18 protein-coding genes are annotated in these 22,259 nt (G+C 30.5%); 8 read left to right on the top strand and 10 right to left on the bottom strand.

The features are described 5' to 3' along the window. Positions 1 to 75: 75 nt before the first annotated feature. Positions 76 to 876, bottom strand: coding sequence for an SDR family oxidoreductase (locus ABHQ57_RS11625; RefSeq protein ID WP_167714101.1), 801 nt, complete (start codon positions 874 to 876; stop codon positions 76 to 78). A 91-nt stretch (positions 877 to 967) separates the two neighbouring features. On the opposite strand from ABHQ57_RS11625, the gene ABHQ57_RS11620 reads away from it, so the two are divergent. Continuing rightward, complete coding sequence (locus ABHQ57_RS11620; protein ID WP_231128422.1) at positions 968 to 2,638, top strand: M1 family metallopeptidase; 1,671 nt, start codon at positions 968 to 970, stop codon at positions 2,636 to 2,638. 23 nt (positions 2,639 to 2,661) lie between these two features. Then, positions 2,662 to 3,090 (top strand): hypothetical protein, encoded by a 429-nt coding sequence (locus ABHQ57_RS11615; protein WP_047790623.1) that lies wholly within the window; start codon positions 2,662 to 2,664, stop codon positions 3,088 to 3,090. Positions 3,091 to 3,124: 34 nt separating this feature from the next. Here ABHQ57_RS11615 and ABHQ57_RS11610 read toward each other — a convergent pair whose 3' ends face one another. The 5 genes from ABHQ57_RS11610 to ABHQ57_RS11590 form a co-directional block, all read right to left on the bottom strand. Further along, complete coding sequence (locus ABHQ57_RS11610; protein WP_167714102.1) at positions 3,125 to 4,969, bottom strand: DUF349 domain-containing protein; 1,845 nt, start codon at positions 4,967 to 4,969, stop codon at positions 3,125 to 3,127. 86 nt (positions 4,970 to 5,055) lie between these two features. After that, on the bottom strand, positions 5,056 to 5,817 hold the full coding sequence (locus ABHQ57_RS11605) for a shikimate dehydrogenase (RefSeq protein WP_167714103.1): 762 nt from the start codon (positions 5,815 to 5,817) through the stop codon (positions 5,056 to 5,058). Continuing rightward, on the bottom strand, positions 5,798 to 6,805 hold the full coding sequence (locus ABHQ57_RS11600; RefSeq protein WP_073183416.1) for a DUF368 domain-containing protein: 1,008 nt from the start codon (positions 6,803 to 6,805) through the stop codon (positions 5,798 to 5,800). Before ABHQ57_RS11600 ends, ABHQ57_RS11605 begins: the two co-directional genes overlap by 20 nt. Positions 6,806 to 6,838: 33 nt before the next feature. Further along, positions 6,839 to 7,762 carry a DUF368 domain-containing protein gene (locus ABHQ57_RS11595; RefSeq protein ID WP_167714105.1) on the bottom strand — a complete coding sequence of 308 codons (924 nt, stop codon included), beginning with the start codon at positions 7,760 to 7,762 and terminating at the stop codon, positions 6,839 to 6,841. Positions 7,763 to 7,775: 13 nt separating this feature from the next. Then, positions 7,776 to 12,134, bottom strand: coding sequence for a translocation/assembly module TamB domain-containing protein (locus ABHQ57_RS11590; RefSeq protein WP_389863751.1), 4,359 nt, complete (start codon positions 12,132 to 12,134; stop codon positions 7,776 to 7,778). A 227-nt stretch (positions 12,135 to 12,361) separates the two neighbouring features. Here ABHQ57_RS11590 and tsaD point away from each other — a divergent pair, with 227 nt between their 5' ends. The 6 genes from tsaD (at position 12,362) to ABHQ57_RS11560 (ending at position 19,499) form a co-directional block, all read left to right on the top strand. Further along, positions 12,362 to 13,390 carry a tRNA (adenosine(37)-N6)-threonylcarbamoyltransferase complex transferase subunit TsaD gene (gene tsaD, locus ABHQ57_RS11585; protein WP_167714107.1) on the top strand — a complete coding sequence of 343 codons (1,029 nt, stop codon included), beginning with the start codon at positions 12,362 to 12,364 and terminating at the stop codon, positions 13,388 to 13,390. Between the two features lie 17 nt (positions 13,391 to 13,407). Next, positions 13,408 to 15,261: an LTA synthase family protein gene (locus tag ABHQ57_RS11580; RefSeq protein WP_231128424.1), complete on the top strand. Its 1,854-nt coding sequence runs from the start codon at positions 13,408 to 13,410 to the stop codon at positions 15,259 to 15,261. 57 nt (positions 15,262 to 15,318) lie between these two features. After that, complete coding sequence (locus ABHQ57_RS11575) at positions 15,319 to 15,984, top strand: M15 family metallopeptidase (protein ID WP_167714108.1); 666 nt, start codon at positions 15,319 to 15,321, stop codon at positions 15,982 to 15,984. A 67-nt stretch (positions 15,985 to 16,051) separates the two neighbouring features. Then, positions 16,052 to 16,726, top strand: coding sequence for a hypothetical protein (locus tag ABHQ57_RS11570; protein ID WP_231128425.1), 675 nt, complete (start codon positions 16,052 to 16,054; stop codon positions 16,724 to 16,726). Positions 16,727 to 16,868: 142 nt separating this feature from the next. After that, positions 16,869 to 17,864 carry a pyruvate dehydrogenase (acetyl-transferring) E1 component subunit alpha gene (gene pdhA, locus ABHQ57_RS11565; protein WP_047790615.1) on the top strand — a complete coding sequence of 332 codons (996 nt, stop codon included), beginning with the start codon at positions 16,869 to 16,871 and terminating at the stop codon, positions 17,862 to 17,864. Between the two features lie 3 nt (positions 17,865 to 17,867). Next, positions 17,868 to 19,499 carry a pyruvate dehydrogenase complex dihydrolipoamide acetyltransferase gene (locus ABHQ57_RS11560; RefSeq protein ID WP_167714109.1) on the top strand — a complete coding sequence of 544 codons (1,632 nt, stop codon included), beginning with the start codon at positions 17,868 to 17,870 and terminating at the stop codon, positions 19,497 to 19,499. A 169-nt stretch (positions 19,500 to 19,668) separates the two neighbouring features. Here the strand turns inward: ABHQ57_RS11560 and ABHQ57_RS11555 are convergent, their stop codons facing one another. The 4 genes from ABHQ57_RS11555 to ABHQ57_RS11540 form a co-directional block, all read right to left on the bottom strand. Continuing rightward, positions 19,669 to 19,956 carry a hypothetical protein gene (locus ABHQ57_RS11555; protein ID WP_167714110.1) on the bottom strand — a complete coding sequence of 96 codons (288 nt, stop codon included), beginning with the start codon at positions 19,954 to 19,956 and terminating at the stop codon, positions 19,669 to 19,671. Between the two features lie 19 nt (positions 19,957 to 19,975). Then, a complete protein-coding gene (locus tag ABHQ57_RS11550) occupies positions 19,976 to 20,815 on the bottom strand; it encodes a nuclear transport factor 2 family protein (RefSeq protein WP_167714111.1) in 840 nt (279 codons plus the stop codon). Positions 20,816 to 20,910: 95 nt separating this feature from the next. Further along, on the bottom strand, positions 20,911 to 21,021 hold the full coding sequence (locus tag ABHQ57_RS11545; RefSeq protein WP_167714307.1) for an AraC family transcriptional regulator: 111 nt from the start codon (positions 21,019 to 21,021) through the stop codon (positions 20,911 to 20,913). 24 nt (positions 21,022 to 21,045) lie between these two features. Then, complete coding sequence (locus ABHQ57_RS11540; protein WP_167714112.1) at positions 21,046 to 21,219, bottom strand: AraC family transcriptional regulator; 174 nt, start codon at positions 21,217 to 21,219, stop codon at positions 21,046 to 21,048. Between the last annotated feature and the right edge of the window lie 1,040 nt (positions 21,220 to 22,259).

The following is a 22,259-nucleotide window of genomic DNA, read 5'->3' as shown; positions in this document are numbered from 1 at the left end:
AACTCTCTATAAAAACAACATATAAAACAATGTTTTATACCTTGATTTTTCTTTAATTACTAATCTTCTGCGAATTTACAATTTATAATGATTCATTAGTAATTTTTCATAAATTTTATCAGGCAAAATTCTTTTTAATATAATTGAAAATTTCTCCATAAATCCACCAACTTTATAGTGAATTTTTGGGTTCTTGTTTTCTATGATTTTATAGATTGCTTCTGCCATTAGTATTGGATCTGCACCAGAATCAACATGAGCATCCATCAATGCTAAGTTTTCAGCATATTTTTCTTTGTAAGCAGAGTTTTCAAAAACAGGTGTATGATACCTTCCTGCAGCAATATTCGTAGCAAAATCTCCTGGAGCTACATTAACAACCTTAATACCGAAACTTTTCACCTCCATACTTAACGCTTCTGTTACCAACTCTAACGCCCCTTTACTTGCAGAATAAATTCCTCTAAAAGGTAACCCCATGTATCCTGCTATTGAAGTTGTGTTAATAATCGTTCCCAGTTGCTGTTTTCTCATATGAGGCAACACTTCTTTAACAACATCAATTACCCCAAAAAAATTTGTATTAAAATTATCTTTCATTTCTTGTGTAGGTGTATCCTCAATTGGACCAGTAATTCCTTTTCCTGCATTGTTTATCAACACATCAATCTTTCCTTCAGCAGTGATTACTTCTTCTACAGCTTTCTTTATTGATTCTTGGTCAGTTACATCTAATACTACCATTTGAAATGGAGTAGTTACTTTTTGTGGATTTCTACTTGTTCCGTAAACTTTAAACCCTTTATCGTGTAAATAGGTAGCTATTGATTTTCCTATTCCTGAAGAAGCTCCTGTAATGAAAACTGTTTTTGACATTGTTCTTATTTTAAGCAAATATCTTAAAGTTAGCTTCAATAAAAAAACTTTAAAACTTATCTTAGCATTTTATCTTACAAGAACAAATACCATGTATAAAAAAACGTTTTCTTTATCTGTTTTTATGACATCTTTAGCAATTTTAATTGCTGGATGTTCTTCTTCAACCGCTCAAAAAAGCACCTCTTTATTTTCAAAAAATAAAACGTTTACACGTCAAGATTCTTTACGTGGTTCTATTACGCCTGAAAGATCTTGGTGGGACTTAACATATTATCACCTTAACGTAACCGTTAATCCTGACAAAAAGTTTATTAAAGGAAAAAATACTGTACAATATAAAGTTTTAAAACCTTATCAAGTTTTACAAATAGATTTACAACCTCCTTTAAAAATTACCAAAGCAACTCAAAACAATAAAGAACTAAAAGTTATTTCTGAAGGAAATGCGCATTTTATTCAACTACAATCTCCTCAAAAGAAAGGAACTGTAAACTCTGTTGATGTATATTATGAAGGTAAACCTAAAGAAGCGATTAGAGCTCCTTGGGATGGTGGTTTTTCTTGGAAAAAAGACAGTAATGGAAATCACTTTGTTGCTACTTCTTGTCAAGGGTTAGGAGCTAGTGTTTGGTGGCCAAATAAAGATCATATGTATGATGAGGTAGATAGTATGGCAATTAGTGTTCGTGTACCTAAAAATTTAATGGATGTTTCTAATGGACGTTTACGTAATATTGAAAAACACAATGACGATACAACTACTTATCATTGGTTTGTTGATAATCCTATCAACAACTACGGAGTTAATGTAAACATTGGAGATTATGTACATTTTTCTGAAAAATACCAAGGTGAAGGTGGAGCGTTAGATATGAATTATTATGTGTTACGTGACAATCTTAAAAAAGCCAAAAAGCAATTTAAAGACGCTCCCAAGATGATGAAAGCTTTTGAACACTGGTTTGGTAAATATCCTTTTTATGAAGATGGCTTTAAACTAGTAGAAGTTCCATATTTAGGAATGGAGCATCAAAGTTCTGTTACCTATGGAAATCAATATAAAAACGGGTATTTAGGTAGAGATTTATCTGGAACTGGTTGGGGACTAAAATTCGACTTTATTATTATTCACGAAGCTGGTCATGAATGGTTTGCTAATAATATTACCAATGTAGATATTGCTGATATGTGGATTCACGAAAGCTTTACAGCTTACTCTGAAAACTTATTTTTAGATTATTACTATGGTAAAAAAGCTTCTGCTGAATATGTTATAGGAACACGAAGTTCTATTCAAAATGATATTCCTATAATTGGAAATTATAATGTTAATGATGAAGGTTCTGGAGACATGTATTATAAAGGGGCTAATATGCTTCATACAATTCGTCAACTAGTTAATAATGATGAAAAATGGCGTCAAATTTTACGTGGTTTGAATGCTGATTTTTATCATAAAACAGTAACTACTCAAGAAATCGAAAAGTACATGATTGAAAAATCTGGTATTGATTTAAGTAAAGTATTCGATCAATATTTACGTACAGTGAAGATTCCAGAGCTGGAGTATACTATTGAAAACAACACCTTAAAATATCGTTGGAATAATGTTGTTGGAGGTTTTAATATGCCTATAAAAGTAACTGTTGATGGAAAAGATGAATTACTAAAACCTTCTGATAATTGGCAAACAAAAACTATTAAAGGAGACTCAATTGAGGTTGACAAAAACTTTTATGTAAACTCAAAACCTCTATAAAGCAACTGTATTTTATCTTTTTCATGATTAAAAAGCTTTTAAAAAACGTTATCCTAAACCCTAAAAAGTTGTTTTTAATAGATGGTTTTGGAGCTTTTTTATCTGCTTTTTTACTGGGTGTTGTGTTAGTAAAGTTTGAAAGCACCATAGGAATTCCTCCTTCTAGTCTGTATTTTCTAACTGTTTTTCCTTTGATCTTTACTATGTATGATTTTTACTGTTACCGAAAAAACCACAATAATCTTAGATGTTTTTTAAAAGGAATTGCAGTTGTAAACCTACTATATTGCTGTCTTTCTATTGGAGTAGCATTTCTTCATAGAAAAACTATTACTAACTTAGGATGGATTTATATTATCGTTGAAGTCTTTATTATTACCATTCTATCAAATTTTGAACTCAAAGTAGCCAAACAACTTACTAAAAAAACAAATAAAAAACTCGAACCTTAAAAGGCTCGAGTTTTTAATGATTATTATATTGTTTTTAATAATCTAATCTTTTTAAGTAGTCTAGTTTTTCTTGCCAAAGATCTAACTGGTCTTTAAATTCTTGGATTCCTTTACGTACATTTTGTACTAAAGGATTATCTTCTGTAGCGTTTGAAATAAAGCTTAAATTGTTTTCTAACTGTTGCATTTCTCGTACAGTTTCATCTATTTTTTTTCTAATAAAGAACTGTTCACTATCTAATTTTCTATAGTCTTCTTGTGCTAAATATGTATCTACAACGCCTTTAAACTTCATCATTTCAATATCAATTCTGCTCATATCCAATTTATCGAGATGTGCATCCATTGCTTTGTTGAATTTTTCATCCAAATAACGTGCATTTCTTGGCAATGCTCCTAGTGCTCTCCAATCTACTAAGGCTTTTTCTACATCTTCTTCGGTAGAAATTTCAGCAACTTTAATTTGCTCTACAAATTCTTTCTTAGCCTCTACTACTACTAATTGTTCTTTATTTTCTTCATTCTTATGAGCGTGTAATCTATCAAAATAGTAATTACAAGCATTTTTGAATTTTTTCCAGATATCGTCAGAAAATTTTCTAGGCACATGCCCTATTTTTTTCCAATCTGCTTGAATACGCTTCATAGTATTGGTAGTTTCACTCCAGTCTTCACTATTTTTTAAGCTTTCTGCAAGCTCTACCAATTCCATTTTCTTTCTTAAGTTCTCGTTTTGTGCACTTTTTTCATGCTTGTAAAATGCATTTTTAGCTGAGTTAAACTTTTTAGTTGCTGCTTTAAACTCTTGCCAAACAGCTTCACTCTTACTGTAAGGTAATTTTCCTATGTCAAAGTATTTTTTTCGTAGTTTTTCTATTTCTACAATACTTTTTTGCCAGTCGTTGTGTGTTTTATTGCTTGATGTATCGTACGCATTTATTTCTGCTGCAACAGCTAGTTTTGCATCAATCATTTCTTGATGCTTTGACTTTAATTCTCTGTAATGCTGATGACGTCTGTCATGAATTTTTTTAGTTGCTTCACTAAACCTTCCCCAAACATCTTCTCTATGTTCTCTTGACACAGGTCCTACATCTTCTTTCCACATACGATGTAATTCTTGTAACTCTTTAAAAGCTACATTAACGTCTTCTACATCATTTAAAGCTTCTGCTCTTTCAATTAGTCGTAGTTTTTCTTCAAGGTTATGTTTAAAATCTAACTCTCTAAAGTCTTTATTTAAATGTAGTAAATCGTAAAAACGTTCTACATGATGATGATATGTTCTCCAGGTATCATTATACTTTGTTTTAGGCACAGCTCCAACACTTTTCCAACGATTTTGAATTTCTTGAAAATCATTATACATCGTTTTTGGGTCAGCATCTTTAATTAAAGTCTTTAACTCTTCAATTAAATTATTTCGTCTCTCTAAGTTTTCTTTTAATTGTTTTTCTAATTGAGAATAGTAAGCATCACGCTTGGATTTATATTCACCTAATAACTTATTGTATTCTGTTTTTGTTGGACTAGAGAATTGAAAATCTATAGAATTTCCTCCATCTGCCAAAAATGCCTCTTTTTTCTTTGCTAATAAAGCCCCAAACTTTGAGTTAAACGCTGTTTTAATAGCATCTACATTTGATTTTAATTGTTGAATTGGATGGCTTTTTAGTAATTTTTTTAATTCATCTACCAATTTTTCTAGCTCCATCGAAGCATAATCAAGCATAGGTATTTCGTGCTTTTCATCTGCTTTTTCAGATTCATTGGCTACTTCATTTTCAACTTCATTAACTGCATTTTCAGTTTCCCTACTAACCTTTGATTGCTCTTCTGTGATTGGCTTTTCTACTTTCTCTTCGTTGTTTTCTAACATATCTACAATGTTTAAGTTCCTTTGATTTAGATTATAAAGATAAGGATTCTTAGAGAATAGCAAATTTTATTTTAGTTTTTAAAATTTTAGCTATTATTCCATATTTTCCAAGCTTTTTCTGCTTGTAGCTCTAACATCTCTAATCCATTTTTTATAGTTGCTCCCTGCTCTTTACCTTTACGTAAAAAAGTAGTTTCTGACGGATTATATATTAAATCGTATAATAAATGTTTATCTGATAAAAATTTATATGGAATATCTGGACAGTTCTCTACGTTTGGATGTGTACCTAACGGTGTACAATTTACAATTATATAATGTGATTCTATAAGTTCTTTACCTATATCTTGATAGGAGATTTGCTTTTTTCCTTCAGGAGTTCTAGATACATATTTATATTTCACTCCTAAGCTTTCAAATACATAGGCTACAGCCTTAGATGCCCCACCTGTTCCCAATATCAAGGCTCTTTTATGATATTTCTTTACTAATGGTTTTAATGATTTTTTAAACCCATACACATCAGTATTATATCCTTTTAATCTCCCTTTCTTGGTTATTTTAATAGTATTAACTGCTCCTACTTTTAGAGCTCTCTTGTCTATTCTATCTAAAAAATTAAAAACATCTAACTTATATGGAATCGTAACATTCATTCCTTTTAAGCGTTTTTTATTTTCTTTTATTTTTTCAGGTAGTTCATGTATTGATTGAATATCAAAATTGATATACTCATGATTTTTTAAATCTAATTTTTCAAATTTTTCGGTAAAATATCCGCGAGAAAATGAGTACGAAATGTTCTTTCCTACTAAAGCATATAAATGCTTATTTTCTTTTTTGGTCATAAAAATCAATAATTAGTATTAATGCAATTCCAATAATAATGAATCCTATAGAAACCCATGTTTCTTGATTGTTAAAATTGGGTATAAATCTCTGGTAATTTTCTATAATTTTGTTCCCACTCTGATCAAGCAAAAACACACCTGCTTCTTTTTTATAAATAGTTTCTTTCCATGGCCAAACAACACCTAATGACCCAGTAATAAAACCTATAATAATTGCTGTTACAATTTCATGCCATCTTTTTAAAACATACCCTAAAACATGTGAAATAGACACAAGCCCAAAAGCTGAACCTGCTGTAAAAACTCCTATAATTTTTAAGTAACGAACTTTTACTTGATCATTCAGTACTTCAAAGTTTCCAGACAATAGATTTGTAATTACATTGCCTAATACATTTACACTGTCTACTAACAACAAAACATAGTTTCCTAATAATATAAGAATAAATGAGCCTGAAAGTCCTGGTAATGTCATTCCTGAAACTCCTATAATACCACATAAGAAGACAAACCAAAGATTATCATTTTCTGTAGCGGGTGTCATAAAACTAATAGAGATTCCAACTGATGCTCCAATAAATAGTCCTAAAACTGTTTTAAGTTTCCATTCTCCAAAATCTTTCGATATATAATAAATAGAGCCTATAATCATTCCAAAAAACCATGACCATACATACAGTTCGTAATTTTTCAAGAAATAATCTAAAATAAGAGATACACTGAAGTAGCTGAACATACTTCCTGCCATTACCCAAACTAAAAATTGTAAATTGGTATAGGTTGCAAAACTTTTAAAACGTCCATTAAACAACAGTTTAAAAGCTTTACCATTGATTCTTTGAAAAGTATAAATAAGCTCTTCATAAAACCCCATTACAAAAGCTACCATGCCCCCTGAGACTCCTGGTACCTTGTTGGCTCCTCCCATTATCAAGCCTTTTAAAAAAAGGGTTATTTTTTGTGATAGCGTGCGCTCTTTATACATGCGGTTTGATTAGAACGCTAAGTTAGTTATTTTCTAGTGCTTTTTTACTGCTAATTTTTCTAGCAATAAAATAAGTGCAAAACCAATTAAGGCTAAGATTATTGCATACATTAATTGTGGATTTCCATCGTAGGAAAATGGTGAAATAGATAACTCATTAAAAGGGATTTGTTCTCCGTGTGAATTGGTTCTGTATGTCAATACTTTCTTCCAAGGCCAAATTTTGTTTAATGACCCTATTATAAACCCTGTTAAGACAACGAGAGTATGGTTTTTATAGTTTTCAAACAGATACTTTAAAACTCTTGAAAAAAGTAATAAACCTACAATCGCTCCTAAACCAACAACTGTTATAGTTGTTAAATCACGGTTGTTTACGGCTGCTAATACTGGTTTATAGGCTCCTAATAACACTAGTATAAAAGATCCTGATATACCTGGTAAAATCATAGCGCAAATTGCTATTGCCCCTGCTAAAAACATAAATGACATTGAAGAGTTTTCTGAAACCAACGGATTTAGCGTTGTGATGTAATAAGCTAATATAGCTCCCAACATTAGTAAAATTCCTGAAACGAGATTCCATTGAGTAACTTGTTTTGCTATGTAAATAACACTTGCTAATACTAACCCAAAGAAAAAAGACCATACTAAAACTGGATGGTGCATTAATAACCAAGAAATCATTTTTGCTAACGAAACGATACTAATAAAAATTCCAACAAAAAGAGTTACTAAAAAGTTACCATTTACTTGTTTCCAAGCTGATTTAAAACCTTCTTTTTTTAAAGTTTTAAGTAACTTTAAATTAATATTACTAATAGAACCTAGTAGTTCTTCATAAATTCCTGAAATAAACGCAATGGTACCTCCTGAAACACCTGGAACCACATCAGCTGCTCCCATAGCAATTCCCTTTAACATGATTACGAAGTAATCTTTAATAGTTCTATTCATAAAAATAGTTTGGTTATTTTTTCTCTTTTGATTTAAAATTTATCAATCCTTTTTTCTTTGGTTTTAAGGTATCTTTTTTTACTTCTTTCTTCTTTTCTTTTTTATTTAACCCTAATTTTTTCCCCAAGTCCCGTAAATTATTAAAGTTAACTTGATAAGAAATCCCTACCCCTTGTGTATATCCTTCTTCTTCTGTGGAATATTGCACTTCATTTTGGCGATTAAATACTGTACCTCTTAAATTACCTTCTTCATTTAAAAGGACCTCTACTTTTACTTCTCCCACTACACTGGTTTGTGTATTAGCTCCAACAGGAACTCCTACTTTACCATTAACCAATACCCTATCACTTAATTGCGTTGATACAGATACATCTACTTGATCGTCTGAATTAAGGTTGTCTACATCTCCTCTATCTCCTTGTGTATATCCTACTCCTAACTGAAATTTATTTCCATCGCTATTTAACATATTTGTCAAAATTCCTGAAGCTATTTCTGAAGCTGTTCCTGTAATTCCTGAACTTGCACTACTTCCAATAGCATCTGGATTATAAAATGTACCGAAGGCTAACAAAAATGAAAAGTGCTGCATTTTAGTGTTTAAGTCATTCTCATTTAAAATAAATTCTAACTCAGAACTTACTGTTGAGTTTGCATTTGGTATTTTAATATCAAACTCTTGTTTTGAACTAAATAGACCTCCTGTAATTTTGGTGTATAAATCAATTGGAATCTTACGATTTGAATTAATATTATCTAATAACTGTGCTGGGTTTGCTTTAGTTCTATATACTGCTGTTATATCTAAATCGGCTTCATAAGGATCTCCATTCCAAGAAATAGTTCCTCCTTTTTGTACAATAAAGGGTTTTGTTATTCCTGCATACTTAAAATTATAAAAACCATTATCTACCGTAAAGTCTCCAAACATATTAAACTTACCTCGTGTATCAATATCAATTCTAAGGTTTCCTTCTCCACTTCCTTTTAACTCACTTCCTGAAACTTTATCTATTACAACTTGTGCTACAGCATCTTTTGTTACGGCTAGATTAAGTCTTAAGTCAAGACCTTTAATATCTCCAATAACTTTTCCTTTAGTTCCTTCTTCTTCTTCTCCTGTTTTAAATCTAATTAACTTGTAATTATCAATTGTTTTAACATCACTTAATGGAATTACAAATAAAGTTCCTTTGTTTGTTTTTCCGTTAACCTCAATATCTAAAAAGCTAGTAAGCCCTCTAATTTTAGCTTCTCCATTTAAAAAACCTGTTCCATAATACTGAGATTCTTCAGTTTCTTGTGTGTCTAAAATCAGTAAATTTTGTGTATTGATATCAAAATTTAAAAACCAATCTTTAAAGTTTTGATGTACAATACTCCCAGATAAATCTCCTTGTGTAAGATACTTTGTATCCTCTAAGATTATGTCTTTTAGTATAAATTCTTGTTTGTCTAAAACAACACTTGTATTTCCTTTAAGATTAAAATCTACATTTAAATACGGAAAAGCTAATCCTGCATTTTCAAAATTTAAAACTCCGTTAAAATCAGGATTTCTTAAATAACCTGTTGCTGTAAAATCTCCTGTTACTTTTCCTCTTAGTTTAGACAATACATCTTCTCCTAATGGACTGAAAGCAGCAATATCATACTCTTTCAAGTAAATATCTAAATCTATAATTGGCCTATCCTTTGAAAAATCAATTCCACCAGTAGCAGATATGTTTTTTGCATTTTTATTTTCTAGAGATAGATTAACATTGTATTTTTCATAAGAATTATCTCCCGTAACATTTAACGCCAAATTTCCTTGCGAATAATTATTAATGTCAAAATTCTCTATGTATAAATTACCAACTGGAGCTATCGTTTCATTTTCTTGTTTAAATGCTAATTGTCCATTTAATTTACCATCTAATTTTAAACTATCGATAGGGGGTAAAAAGCTAGCTAATTTAACTTTATTAAAATCTGCTTGAAAATCTTTGTAAGTACTATCTCTTAAAACTCCTTTGAAATCGATTCTTTGTTCTCCCGATTTCAAAATAAATGGGCTGATTGTAAATTCATCTTTTTGTAAATCAAATGTTACTTTGTTATTTTTATCATCATTTGGATTTACTTCCCAATCAAACCCCTTGTAATATAGCTTCGATTTTTGAATTCCTACTACAGATTTTTGAAGTTCATTGATTGTATAGAAAAAATCTAAACTAAAACTTTCTTCATAATTTTTTCCTCCTTTAAAAACAGACTTAAAGAATAGCGTATCATTTTTGGTACGGTTTAACAAGTTTAATTTCTCAATGTTATAATATTTTGTATTCACCTTATTTGCAGTTAAGTGAGTACTATAAAGCGGGTTTTTATTATCTAATCTTAACACCACTCCTTCTATTATATTTTTATACGCGTTTATTTCTGGAGATTCAAACGTTAGTTTTAATGAGTTTTTATCTGAATTAATACGTCCTTTTAATCGTGTATTCTTTCCTATAGAAATATTTGGTAAAAAAACATCTATAATTTGATTATAAATTGTAAAGTCAAAATCTAAAAACTGGTTTGGCGCTACTTCATGCGGACGATAGTTTGTATACACACTACCTAAAGCATTTTGAGTGATAGGTAACAACTCTTCGAAAGAAAATTTACCTTTAAGAGATCCTTTTACAATATCTGATGAATTTACTTCAATAGTTTTTATACTATCTTTTACTGATGAATTTACTTCAAAGCTCTTGAATGGGTAACTTTGTTTTTGATTTGTGTAGATTAAGTTTTTAAACGTTGCTTTACCAATAATATCATCAAATGTATTTCCTGAAATATTTAAATTAATATTCCCTTTTAATTCAGAAATACTATCACGGGTAAACAAATTTGTCTTTTTTAAATCAATTCTATCAACATCAGCGATAAAATCAAATTTGTTAATCTCTGATGAAAAATCTGCTAGTCCTTCAAATTTCAACTTAAAGTTATCATCATCCGCATTAAGTAAACCGTCAAACTTTTTATTTTGAAACTGTCCATTTACTTGTAAGTTTTTGTATTCATACTCATTAAAGAACAAACTACTTACTTTTCCTATTATTATGGTGTTTACATTATCTACATTAAACCCACTCCCATTAACATCCGCTTTTAATGAAACAGTTCCTAATACAGGATCATTAGCAAAGATTCCAAGATCAAAATTTTTAAACTCTACCTCTCCTGTATACTCAGATTTATCAATATTATCAATATTGGTTAATTGAAGATCAGAAATTGCGGTTCCAATTTCTGATTTTACTGATACTGTAGCGTCCATTTGTTGTGGAGTTACTCTTACTATTCCATTCAAAGTAAAATTTCCTAGTCTTTGAAATTCTGTTGGCAATGTTCTTCCTAATAAATTTGGTAGTACATTTCTTAGTTGATAATAATTTGCTGTAAGATTGTCTAAGTCCGCATCAAATACAAAACCCCTACTAGTTTTAACTGCGTTAACAAACCCCATATCTCCAATAATTCTCATACCTCCTTTTGAGTGTACTCTTACATTACTAGCACTAAAATTGTTCAAAACACCATCAATATCTCCACTTATATAAAGAAAATCATGTCCGCCAATTTCACTATATAGTTTGTTTAAATCTCTTACAGAGACTACACTTTCTTGAAATTTAGCCTTTATCCTAACTTTATCATTAAAGTTTAAAAAATCTTTGCGATTATAGGTAAATTTAACTTCTGCTTGCAATTTTGTGTCATTGTCTGTTGCTAAAATTGTATTACTAAAATCCATAAAGGATTTTGTATATGTAAAATCGGTAGCTAAGTTTGATACATTTACTCCCCTGTTTTCAGTAAAGTACATGTTTCTTATTTTCATAGAAACATCAGGGCCTATAATAGAAAAATCATCTAATTCGGCTCCTGCTTTATACGCTGCAAATTCAAGAGGGTCTTGTTTATTTTCATCCATTAACTTAAAAGTTAAATCATCTAAAGAAATTTTATCACTTTTAAGAACAAACGGTGCAGCTAAACTATCTTTAGGTTTTCCGTCTTCAAAACTATCTATAAAAATAGACATGTTATCATTCTTTTCACCTTTATATGTTTTCATATAAAAATGAACGCCACTTAAAGAAGCTTCTCCTAAATCTACTTGATTTTCTAATATACGTTTAGCATTTTGTAAAGAAGTAGTTAGATTATTCACAAATATTAAAGTGTCTTTGTGATGGTCTCTAATCTCAATTTCTTTTAACTGGACACTTCCCAACCAAGACAAGTCAATTTTTTTTACAACTATATTAGTATTAAATTCTTTATTCACCCAATTAGTTGCTTGTTTAGCAAGTTGACTTTGCACAAAAGGGAGAGATAGTAAAATAAAAAGCAAGAGTAAAAAAAGTACTGTATACTTTAGTATTTTACCTATTATGTTTCCTAATCTTTTAATAACTTCCTTTATTTATAATCTTATTTAACAAAAGTAATCAGCAAACAGCAAAAATGCTGCCTTATTTTAAAGAAATGTTTTTTTTAACTAAAATCTAACGTAATATCAATATTTTTGTCCTCTAAATCAGAAAAGATTTGAGTGCAAAAAACATCTATATTTTAGGTATTGAGAGCTCTTGTGATGATACAAGTGCTTCAATAATTTGTAACGGAAAGGTATTAAGTAATATCGTAGCAAACCAAGAAGTACATGCTAAATATGGTGGTGTAGTTCCTGAATTAGCGTCAAGAGCACATCAACAAAACATTGTTCCTGTTGTGCAACAAGCTATTGAACAAGCTGGTATAACTAAAAACGATTTAAATGCAATTGCTTTTACTCGTGGCCCAGGGTTAATGGGCTCATTACTGGTTGGTACTTCTTTTGCTAAGTCTTTAGCCTTAGGGTTAAACATTCCTTTGATAGATGTTAACCATATGCAGGCACATATTTTAGCTCATTTTATTGATGAAGAAGGAAGTAGAATACCTCCTTTTCCATTCGTTTGTTTAACAATTAGCGGTGGACACACGCAAATTGTAAAAATTACCAATCATTTTGAAATGGAAATTTTAGGTGAAACAATTGACGATGCTGTTGGGGAAGCTTTTGATAAATCTGCTAAAATTTTAAGTCTGCCTTATCCTGGTGGACCTTTAATTGATAAATATGCACAATTAGGAAACTCTAAAGCTTTTAAATTTACCAAACCTAAAGTTGGTGACTTAGAATTTAGTTTTAGCGGATTAAAAACTGGAATCTTATACTTTATTCAAAAAAACGTAAAAGAAAACCCCAATTTCATCAAAGAAAACCTTAATGACATCTGTGCTTCTATTCAATACACTATTATTGAAATTTTGATGGATAAGCTTAAAAATACTATAAAACAAACTGGTATTAAGCACATAGCTATTGCTGGTGGTGTTTCTGCTAACTCAGAAATACGAAAACGTTTAATTTTAGCTGAAAAACATTGGGGATGGACAACATATATTCCAAAGTTTGAGTATACCACCGATAATGCTGCTATGATTGCCATTGCAGGGTATTTAAAATATTTAAACAACGATTATTCAGATATTTCTGTAACAGCTAAAGCTCGTTTAAAAGTTACAGAGTAAACCTTTTTCATACTAGAATGACTAATTTTAAAAATAGAATCTTATTTAGTTTTACATATTATTTTCTATGGGTAGTATACTTTTTACTTGCCCGTCTTTTATTTTTAATATATTATTTTGATAAAACCTCTGAATTAAGTTTTATCACTACGCTAAAAACATTCGTGTATGGTATTCAATTAGATTTTTCTTTTGCTGCATACTTGGTTGCTATTCCTTTTCTAATTATTTTGCTATCAATATGGATTCCTAGAAGAATTATTGGTTATATTATTAAAGGGTATACTTTCCCTATTCTTTTAGTTATTAACTTGTTTATGTTAACGGATATTTCCTTGTATAAATTCTGGGGAGTTCGTATAGATGTTACTGTCTTAAATTACATTAATACTCCTAAAGCAATGTTGGCTTCTGTAAGTACTTTACAATTAGTTGGCGGACTTTTTGCTTGGGGATTACTTTCGGTAATTACTATTTACTGTTTTAATAAGATATTGAACAAAGTTCTTAAAAAGTTGAATAAGAAGCATTTTTTAGAAGCTCCTATATTTTTATTATTAATTGCTAGCTTAATAATTCCTATACGAGGTGGTTTTGCCAACATTCCTATTAATCAAAGTAACGTATACTTCTCTAAAAATATGTTTGCAAATCATGCTGCGGTAAATTTTATCTGGAACTTTGCTAATACAATTACTCATAAAACCGACGGCAAAAACCCGTATGTTCACTATAAAAAAGATATTACTAAAAACATCATCAACAAAACTAAAAATCAGCTTTTAACAGCTAATACAGATTCTATCTTAAATACTAAAAAACCAAATGTCATTTTACTTATTTGGGAAAGTCTCTCTGCTAAAGCAGTTGGTGCATTAGGAGGTGAACCTGATGTTACTATAAACCTAAACAAACTAGCTAAAGAAGGTATTTTGTTTACTAATTTCTATGGAAATGGAGACAGGACAGATAAAGGGGTTCCTGCTATTTTAAGTGGCTATTATCCTCAGCCTACAAAAAGCATAATGAAAATTCCATACAAAGCAAGAAAGCTACCTATACTCACCAAAGAGATGAAAAAATTAGGGTACAATACTAGTTTTTATTATGGTGGGGATAGTAATTTTGGAAATATGATTACCTATTTACGTAATGGTCAAATAGATAAAATTGTTGATGGAACTGAATTTGACAAAGAAAACTGGAATTCGAAATGGGGAGCGCATGATCACATCTTTTTAGACCGATTTATGAAAGATTTATCTTCCCCTACCCTTAAAGAACCTTTTTTTGAAGTAGCTTTAACATTAACCAGTCACGAACCTTACGAGTTCCCTGGTGAATATAAATTTGGTAAAAGTTCTGTAGAAAATTTATACAGAAGTGCACAAGCATATACAGACAAAGCTATAGGTAAGTTTATTCACAAAGCTAAAAAACAACCTTGGTGGAATAACACTTTGGTTATTATTTTATCTGACCATGGACATCCATTACCTAAACACAAAGGTTATTTTAACTCCCCTAAAAGATTTCAAATTCCTATGGTTTGGTTAGGTGGTGCTCTCAACAAAACAGGTATTACTGTTAATAATTTTAGCGCTCAAAGTGATTTAGCATATACTTTAACTGACATATTAGGAGGTAATCCAGAAAAATTTCAATTTGGAAAAAATATTTTTAATAATTCTGAAAATCAATATGCACATTATGTGTTTAATAAAGGATTTGGTACAGTTTCTAAAAACGGAACCTTTGTATACGATTATGTAAGCAAAAAACCTGTAATACAAGAAGGTAATTACCACCCTTTAGATTCTCTCGGAAGAGCTATTAGTCAAAACGCTTATCAAGATTTTTTAGATAAATAAAAGTTAATCTTTCATTAAGAGAGAAACTGTTAAAATCCATTTCATTACTTTTACCCTATGAAATGGATTTTATCGTTATTTTTACTTGCCGCTTTAAGCATTCAGTCTCAAAAATTACCTGAAGGTTTTACATATATAAAAGAAGTGTCTCCTACAATACAAGGTGAATTAAGATACTGTCATAACAACAATTTTATGGGGGTTCCTGTTAATGGATATGAAGAAAATATTCTTATAGTTACCACCCCTACTGCTAAAGCTTTAAAAAAAGTTCAAGATGAATTAGCAACTAAAAAATTAGGTTTGAAAATTTATGATGCTTATCGCCCGCAAACAGCAGTAAACCATTTTGTAAAATGGGCTCGGGTAATGGACGATACATTAATGAAGCAACAATATTATCCCGAAGTTAATAAACGGCATTTGTTTAAACTAGGATATATCTCTTCAAAATCTGGTCATTCAAGAGGAAGCACTGTGGATTTAACAATTATACACTTAGAAACAGGCGAAGAGTTAGATATGGGAAGTCCGTATGATTTTTTTGGAGTATCTTCTCATATTACTTATGAGAACCTTACTAAACAACAAAAAAAGAACAGACAACTACTACAAACTGTGATGCGTAAACATGGTTTTAGACCTTACAGTAAAGAATGGTGGCATTTTACCCTAAGAGGAGAACCTTTCCCTAAAACCTTTTTTGATTTTCCTGTAAAATAACTAGTTTTAGTCCTTTATTTTAAAATCACTTAAAAATCGGCATTATATTTGCTTAGATTTATTTACAATGATGAAAATAATACCAACACTTGTAATCATTTTTTTATGTAGCGTTACATCCAATGTTCTTGCACAAATGGATGGTTCTGTTAATGGTAAAAAAAAGGGAAATTCTGCTTTTGGTGTTATAACTGCACCTGTTAAAGAAGTAAAAAAACCTAAAGCGTTAGATTTTGACAATAACAATGGATTTAAAACTGCACATAAAGAACAACAAAAAGAACTTCAAAAAAAACAAGCTCAAAGAGATTTAGAAAATAAAGGAATCTTAACTAAAGCTAAAATTGCAGAAGAACAATACTTAAAATCATTCAAACAAATAAATGGAATGTATCAGTATCCTGTTATTGATCAGGACTTAGGGAGTTTTAGTACTAAATCAAAAAGTGTTAACATTATTTGTAGGGATTATCAATATCCTGACGGAGATAAGGTTACCATCTATATAAATGATGTACCTGTTGTTAGCAACCTTATACTAAGACAACGCTATCAGTCCTTTAATATTCCTCTAGATAAAGGAATCAACACTATAAAAATTGTAGCTTTAAACCAAGGTACCTCTGGTCCAAACACAGCCGCATTTAAAATTTATAACGATGCAGGTATGTTAATTTCATCTAATGAGTGGAATTTAGCTACAGGTGCTAAAGCCACTATAATTGTAGCTAAAGAACAATAATTACACCTTTACACTTCACCAAAAACCTTTCTTCAACTTTTAGTAATAACTTTTTTTAAATTACTAAAAACTACTTATTTTTGTAGCTACGTTTTGTAATAAGTAAAGCAAACAAACATTTAAATAAACAACTAAGTATATAATGAAGAAAATCACCAAAGAAACCTATATCAATTGGTATAGAGACATGCTATTTTGGAGAAAATTCGAAGATAAGCTAGCTGCAGTTTACATTCAACAAAAAGTAAGAGGTTTTTTACACTTATACAACGGTCAAGAGGCTGTTTTAGCCGGTTCATTACATGCAATGGATTTGACTAAAGATAAAATGATTACTGCTTATCGTAATCACGTTCAACCAATTGGTATGGGTGAAGATCCAAAACGTGTTATGGCAGAGTTATATGGTAAAGCTACAGGTACTTCTCATGGTATGGGAGGTTCTATGCACATCTTCTCTAAAGAATACCGTTTCTATGGTGGTCACGGAATTGTAGGAGGACAAATTCCATTAGGTGCTGGTATCGCTTTTGGAGATAAATACAAAGGTAGCGATGCTGTTACTTTATGTTATTTTGGTGATGGAGCTGCACGTCAAGGTTCTTTACATGAAACTTTTAACATGGCTATGAACTGGAAATTACCAGTAGTATTTATTGTAGAAAATAATGGATATGCTATGGGAACTTCTGTCGAAAGAACTGCAAACCATACTGATATATGGAAATTAGGCTTAGGTTATGAAATGCCTTGTGGACCTGTTGATGGAATGAACCCTATCAAAGTAGCTGAAGCTGTAGATGAAGCTATTCAAAGAGCTCGTCGTGGTGATGGTCCTACTTTCTTAGAAATGAAAACATACCGATATAGAGGTCACTCTATGTCAGATGCTCAACATTATCGTACAAAAGACGAAGTTGAAGAGTATAAAAAAATAGATCCTATCACTCAAGTTTTAGATGTCATCAAAGAAAAAGAGTACGCTACAGAAGATGAGATCAAAGCAATTGATAAAGAAGTAAAAGATATGGTTAAGGAATGTGAAAAATTCGCAGAAGATTCTCCATATCCAGAGCTTAATCAATTATATGATATGGTATATGAACAAGAAGATTATCCATTTATAAAATCTAAGTAAACTATGGCTACAATTATAAACATGCCTCGCTTAAGCGATACAATGGAAGAAGGAGTGGTAGCTTCTTGGTTAAAAAAAGTAGGTGATAAAGTTGAAGAAGGTGATATTTTAGCTGAAATCGAAACTGATAAAGCTACAATGGAATTCGAGTCTTTCCATGAAGGAACTTTATTACATATCGGAGTTCAAGAAGGCGAAACAGCTCCTGTTGATAGTTTATTAGCTATTATTGGTGAAGAAGGAGAAGATTTTTCAGCATTATTAAATGGAAACACTTCCGCTTCTGCTGAAACAAAATCAGAAGAACCTAAAACTGAAGAACCCAAAGCAACATCTACAAATACTGCTATTCCTGAAGGAGTAAAAGTGGTAACCATGCCTCGTTTAAGTGATACAATGACTGAAGGTACCGTTGCTTCTTGGTTAAAAAAAGTAGGTGATAAAGTTGAAGAAGGTGATATTTTAGCTGAAATTGAAACTGATAAAGCTACAATGGAGTTCGAATCTTTCAATGAAGGTACTTTGTTACATATCGGTGTTCAAGAAGGTGAAAGTGCTCCTGTAGATAGTTTATTAGCTATCATTGGTGAAGCTGGTACTGATGTTTCATCATTAGTAGAAGCTCATAAAGCAGGTACTTTAAATAACAACTCTTCTGAAAAACAAGAAGAAGCTCCTAAAGCAATTGAAGAAAATAAAACAGAAACAGTAGCTACTCCAGTAGAAACTGCATCAAATAATAAAGGTGGACGTATTTTTGCTTCCCCTTTAGCTAAGAAAATTGCTAAAGACAAAGGAATTAATTTAGCAGATATTAAAGGTTCTGGAGAAAATGGTCGCATCATCAAAAAAGATGTTGAAAACTATAGTCCAGCTGCTAAAGTTGAAGCTCCTGTAGCTACAAGTACAGCTACAACTCCATCAGCAGTAACTAATTTTACTACTGCAGCAGGTGAATCTGTAGAGGAAGTTAAAAATTCTCAAATGCGTAAAGCTATTGCTAAAGCACTAGCTAATTCTAAATTCTCCGCTCCTCATTTCTACTTAAACATAGAGGTAGATATGGACAATGCTATTGAATCTAGAAAGATTATTAATCAGATGCCAGAAACAAAAGTATCCTTTAATGATATGGTGGTTAAAGCTTCTGCTATGGCATTGAGAAGACATCCTCAAGTTAATACTACTTGGAATGATGATGTAACAATATACAATAAACATATAAATATAGGTGTAGCCGTTGCTGTACCTGAAGGTTTAGTTGTACCTGTTCTTCGTAATACAGATTACATGAATATCAATCAAATAGATATTGAAGTTCGTCAATTAGCGTCAAAAGCTAGAAATAAAAAACTAACTCCTAACGAAATGCAAGGAAGTACGTTTACGGTATCTAACTTAGGAATGTTTGGTATTGAAAGCTTTACTTCAATTATCAATCAACCTAATTCTGCTATTTTATCGGTAGGTGCAATTGTACAAAAACCAGTAGTGAAAAACGGAGAAATAGTGGTTGGAAACACTATGAAGTTAACCTTAGCATGTGACCACAGAACGGTTGACGGTGCTGTTGGAGCTCAGTTTTTACAAACCTTAAAAACTTATTTAGAGAATCCAGTTACAATGTTAGCTTAATATTCAATAAATTATAAATAAAAAACTCACCTTTGGTGAGTTTTTTTTATGAAATCAAATCTACTTTATTTGGAGTTAATAATATTAATTACCTCTCTTACCAATTTAGGTACCGACGCTGGATTTTGACCAGTTACTAACCTTCCATCCACTTCTACATGTTCATCTGCTACATCTGAAAAAAGAACTTTCCTCCATGATCTTCAACTGTTTTTCTTATTAAAAAAGGAAAACTTTTAAAATATTCTCTTTCTTTCTTTTCATGATCTTCAGGAAACCCATTTACTCGCTTGTTTTTTACCACATACTCACCGTCACTTTTCTTTAGAAAAACAATTCCAGCAGTACCATGACACACTGCACTGATAACACCTTCTTGCTTTTCATAAATATCCATAGCTATTTTTTGTATTTCCTTATTCTTAGGTACATTAAGCATAGCACTTCCACCTACCACATAATAAATTGCTTTATAGCTAGACGAATGAACTTCTGTTGGTTTTTTTAGTCGTTTTTAAAGCATACATAAAGTCATTATCATACAAGTATTTTTTCTTATTCTTTTCAGATGTATCCACATATTTTAAAGGAATTGCACCTCCTTTTGGACTAATAATATCTATATTAAACCCAGCTTCCGTAAACATTTTATAAGCCAATACTATTTCATCAAAACTATTTCCTGTTGGTATATTAGTACCTACATAATAATCTGTATTAGAAACCACAAATAAGATTTTATTTCCTGTCTCATAAGAAGCTTCTCTAGTTGCGGTTTTACTTATAATTTTCCAATTATTCGCAAACTTCTTCAGTAAAAAAAGATCTACAAACCTCCATTTACGATTAGGTATTAAGATTTCAACTTTTGTCGTAGCAATATCATTCGTTATATCAACTGAAATGATCTCTCCTATCCTACCATTAAACTCTCCCTTTTTGTTTGATGAAAAAAAATTTGAATATTCTTCAGTAGTAAACTGTTTAAAGCCATCTTTTCTTGTTAAATAAAATGTTACATATTTGTAAAAAGAGTTTTTAAGAGTATTCATTTTATTAAAAGAACTTCCTTCAATATAATTATTAAGCGTCTGTTCAATCAATTCTTTATCAGAATGAGGTAGATTAACATCTGGACGATTTAAACTTTTATAAAACAAACGGTCGTCAGACATAAAACTCTTGCCGTAGTTAATTACTTTCTGTTGTTTACTTCCATAAATACTAGCTAGAAATTTCCCTTTAGTATCTTCTTTTTCTTGTGAAAAACCAAATAGAAAAAAGAAAGACACTACTGCTGTACATATAAATTTCATTTTAAAAGATTTTTAATTTGAATTCAAAACTCTTAAAACAATCTCCCTTTTTAATGATGTCCTATAATTTAGGCGTCCTAAATTATAATTCTGTACTAAAAACCTAATAAAAACTGCTTCTGATATTGAGCTGGAGTTTGCCCAACAATCTTTTTAAAAGTAGTATAAAAGTTTGATTTTGAGGAGAATACAACTTCAAAACCAATACTTTATAAAGTAATTTTATGATTCTATTTCAATAGTTTCTTCGCTTCCTCAATTCTATATTCATTCAAGAATGTTGTAAAGCTTTTTCCAAGATTATCATTTAGAAATTGTGATAATTTATGAGAAGCCCCCCCTGTTTTAACTGAAATATCAGACAATTTTACATCGGTTTTTTTATACAGTTCTTGTTCTTTCATTAAAACATCTAATTGCAACTTTAAAGAATCTGCTTCAGCATTTTCAATCTTTTTTGCTGAGTATTTTTCTGGTAAGTCTTTAAAAATAGACTCTCTATTTTTCTTTGAAAAGGAAAAGTAGTATTAATCCATAAAAAACTATTGAAAAAGTAACAGTTCCTATAAAGTAAAAGTAACCGACTATATAGGCTAAATAAATTAGTAAACTACTTGTATAAACAGCTAATAGCCATATTTCAGAAGTATTACAACTTACGTTAGAAAACAGCTTTCTAAAAATATCTTTTAAAATAAATACTGATAATACTATATAAAGACCCCAAACAAAATAAATAAACTTAACAAAATATGTGTTCCTAAAAAGAATATTACTTGAGTAAGGCTTTATAACACCAACAATAATTACTACTAGAAATAATAAAAGAAAATGAAGTATCCATTTTAATGGAATCACTTTCTTTTTAAATACAGATGCTTTTAAGTAAAAGTATAGCGAAACACCTATTAAAAAAACAAGCTGATAAACCTATTTGTATGAGCAATAAATTTCTTTCTTCTTTGGGGGTAAATATTGTATAAACTGATTTGCCTATTCTAATGGTAACAAAGAAAACTAACAATCCGAATATAAAGTTAGTTACTCTCTTTGTTTTATCTAGCAATAAAAAATAAATACTAACTAAAAAACCATTATCCCCCCCTAAAGAACAAATAAAAAATAAAACTTCGTTATATAAACTCATTTCGTATTTCTAAAACGTAAATATTAAAAAACAAATTTCAATGTACAAATCTAATTTACGCTAAAACTTCCTAAATTACTTAGTTATTTAAGGCTCTTACAACAACAATTAAAAGATATAAATAAGATTTCCTCTAAAGAGCTTTAAAATAGTTTATATCACTTTTATTTTCTTTTAAAATAGATCAACCTATCCTATAAGTTTACTAAAAATAAGATCAAAAAAAAACCTCAATCTTTAAAAGATTGAGGTTTGATAAAGAAAGGCAACGACCTACTCTCCCACCTGTGGCAGTAC

This window comes from Tenacibaculum sp. ZH5_bin.1, assembly GCF_042865525.1.
Taxonomy (GTDB): Bacteria; Bacteroidota; Bacteroidia; order Flavobacteriales; family Flavobacteriaceae; genus Polaribacter; species Polaribacter mesophilus.
This window is presented reverse-complemented; position numbering and strand designations above follow the sequence as displayed.